Origin of the sequence: Sphingomonas yunnanensis, assembly GCF_019898765.1 — a bacterium.
Classification (GTDB): domain Bacteria; phylum Pseudomonadota; class Alphaproteobacteria; order Sphingomonadales; family Sphingomonadaceae; genus Sphingomonas; species Sphingomonas yunnanensis.
Genome location: NZ_JAIOKB010000015.1, coordinates 2501 through 5596, shown reverse-complemented (window position 1 = coordinate 5596; position 3096 = coordinate 2501). Strand labels below are relative to the sequence as shown.

Sequence of the window (3096 nt, the reverse complement as noted above, 5' to 3'; positions counted from 1 at the left end):
GTGAATGGGTTCCGATGATGATGTGTGTGCAACGCGCTGGCTACAATGCCTGGCGGCGACCTACTCTTCCATCGCTTGAGCGATAGTACCATTGGCGCGGTCGGGTTTCACGTCCGAGTTCGGGATGGGATCGGGTGGGACACCGACGCTATGGCCACCAGGCAATGGAGCCGGCGCGTTGTGGGGCGGCGCGCTGTTGGGCGCGTCGTCCTGTCCATCATGGGGTTAAAAATCGATGCACCTGGCCTGTGAGGGATCACCTGTTCCAACGCTGATGTTGGGGGTGTGTGCTCTCAAGCGCGAATAGGACGATTAGTATCGGTTAGCTTCACGCGTTACCGCGCTTCCACATCCGATCTATCAAGGTCGTGGTCTCCGACCGTCCTGTGAAATCTTATCTCGAGGGAGGCTTCCCGCTTAGATGCTTTCAGCGGTTATCCCGTCCGTACATAGCTACCCTGCTGCGCCGTTGGCACGACGACAGGTACACCAGAGGTACGTTCAACCCGGTCCTCTCGTACTAGGGTCAACTCCTCTCAAATTTCGACGCCCACGGCAGATAGGGACCAAACTGTCTCGCGACGTTCTGAACCCAGCTCACGTACCACTTTAATTGGCGAACAGCCAAACCCTTGGGACCTGCTCCAGCCCCAGGATGTGATGAGCCGACATCGAGGTGCCAAACAACCCCGTCGATATGAGCTCTTGGGGGTTATCAGCCTGTTATCCCCGGCGTACCTTTTATCCGTTGAGCGATGGCCCTTCCACGAGGGACCACCGGATCACTATGACCGACTTTCGTCTCTGCTCGACTTGTCAGTCTCGCAGTCAGGCTGGCTTATGCCATTGCACTCTAACAGACGGTTTCCAACCGTCCTGAGCCAACCTTCGCGCGCCTCCGTTACTCTTTAGGAGGCGACCGCCCCAGTCAAACTACCCGCCACAGAGGGTCCCTGTACCGGTTTCACGGTACGAGGTTAGACAGTAGACAACAACAGGGTGGTATTTCACCTATGGCTCCACACCGGCTGGCGCCGATGCTTCAAAGCCTCCCACCTATGCTACACAGTTCTTGTCCACTGCCACTCTGAAGCTGCAGTAAAGGTGCACGGGGTCTTTCCGTCTAACCGCGGGTACTCCGCATCTTCACGGAGAATTCAATTTCGCTGAGCATGTCCTGGAGACAGTGGGGAAGTCGTTACGCCATTCGTGCAGGTCGGAACTTACCCGACAAGGAATTTCGCTACCTTAGGACCGTTATAGTTACGGCCGCCGTTTACCTGGGCTTCATTTCAGAGCTTGCACCCCTCCACTTAACCTTCAGGCACCGGGCAGGCGTCAGGCCCTATACGTCGTCTTGAAGCCGACTTAGCAGAGCCCTGTGTTTTTGCTAAACAGTCGCTACCCCCTGGCCTGTGCCCCCCGACAGAGCTTGCGCTTAGCCGGGGCCTCCTTCTTCCGAAGGTACGGAGGCAATTTGCCGAGTTCCTTCAGGACACTTCTCTCAAGCGCCTTGGTATACTCTACCTGACCACCTGTGTCGGTTTCGGGTACGGTCTATACGGTGGGGCTATTTCCCGGGACAGCTTCGAAGCCGGCTCAATCCGTTAAGAGCCGACAACACACGCCATCCGTCACACACCACCAGGCTGCGGAATATTAACCGCATTCCCATCGACTACCCCCTTCGGGCTCGTCTTAGGGGCCGGCTCACCCTGCGCGGATTAGCCTTGCGCAGGAACCCTTGGTCTTTCGGCGAGAGGGCATCTCACCCTCTTTATCGCTACTCATGTCTGCATTCGCACTTCCGATACCTCCACGACCCATTACCAGATCGCTTCACAGGCTTACGGAACGCTCCGCTACCGCGTGTCTTATCGACACACCCTAAGCTTCGGTGCACGTCTTGAGCCCCGTTACATCTTCGCCGCAGGAACCCTTGATTAGACCAGTGAGCTGTTACGCTTTCTTTAAAGGATGGCTGCTTCTAAGCCAACCTCCTGGTTGTTTTGGGATTCCCACATGCTTTCCCACTTAGACGTGACTTGGGGACCTTAGCTGTAGGTCAGGGCTGTTTCCCTCTTGACGACGGACCTTAGCACCCGCCGTCTGTCTCCCGAGTAGTACTCGTGGGTATTCGGAGTTTGGTTAGGTTTGGTAGATCTCGCGACCCCCTAGCCCATCCAGTGCTCTACCCCCCACGGTATTCGCTCGAGGCACTACCTCAATAGTTTTCGCGGAGAACCAGCTATTTCCCGGCTTGATTGGCCTTTCACCCCTAAACACAACTCATCCGGTAACTTTTCAACGTTAATCGGTTCGGACCTCCAGTGAGTGTTACCCCACCTTCATCCTGGTCATGCCTAGATCGCCGGGTTTCGGGTCTAATACTTCAAACTACGTCGCCCTATTCAGACTCGCTTTCGCTGCGCCTACACCTATCGGCTTAAGCTCGCTTGAAACATTAAGTCACAGACCCATTATGCAAGAGGTACGCTGTCAGGCCTCAAGGACCCTCCAACTGCTTGTAGGCAATCCGTTTCAGGTACTGTTTCACTCCCCTCATCGGGGTGCTTTTCACCTTTCCCTCACGGTACTAGTTCGCTATCGGTCGCATACGAGTATTTAGGCTTGGAGGGTGGTCCCCCCATGTTCAGACAGAATTACACGTGTTCCGCCCTACTCGAGTCCATTCACATCAGTTTCGCATACGGGGCTGTCACCCGCTACGGCCACACTTTCCAGTGTGTTCTGCTACTTGAATGAATGGCACTGGCCTGGTCCGCGTTCGCTCGCCACTACTAACGGAATCTCGGTTGATGTCTTTTCCTCCAGCTACTGAGATGTTTCAGTTCGCCGGGTTCGCTTCATGAAACCTATGTATTCAGTCCCATGATACTCAAAATCCCGCTTACCTGACCGAAGTCAGATAAACAGGATGAGTGGGTTTCCCCATTCGGAAATCTGCGGGTCAAAGGTTGCTCACACCTCACCGCAGCTTATCGCAGCGTGCCACGTCCTTCATCGCCTGTATGCGCCAAGGCATCCACGAATTGCCCTTACCTCACGCTTGAGAGCCCACACCACCAACATCAG

At 55.3% G+C, this 3096-nt stretch carries 2 rRNA genes; both read right to left on the bottom strand.

Annotation, left to right across the window (positions count from 1 at the left end):
• Positions 1–47 precede the first annotated feature (47 nt).
• A 5S ribosomal RNA gene (gene rrf / locus K7957_RS20155) occupies positions 48–162 on the bottom strand.
• Between the two features lie 130 nt (positions 163–292).
• A 23S ribosomal RNA gene (locus K7957_RS20150) occupies positions 293–3073 on the bottom strand.
• Positions 3074–3096 lie beyond the last annotated feature (23 nt).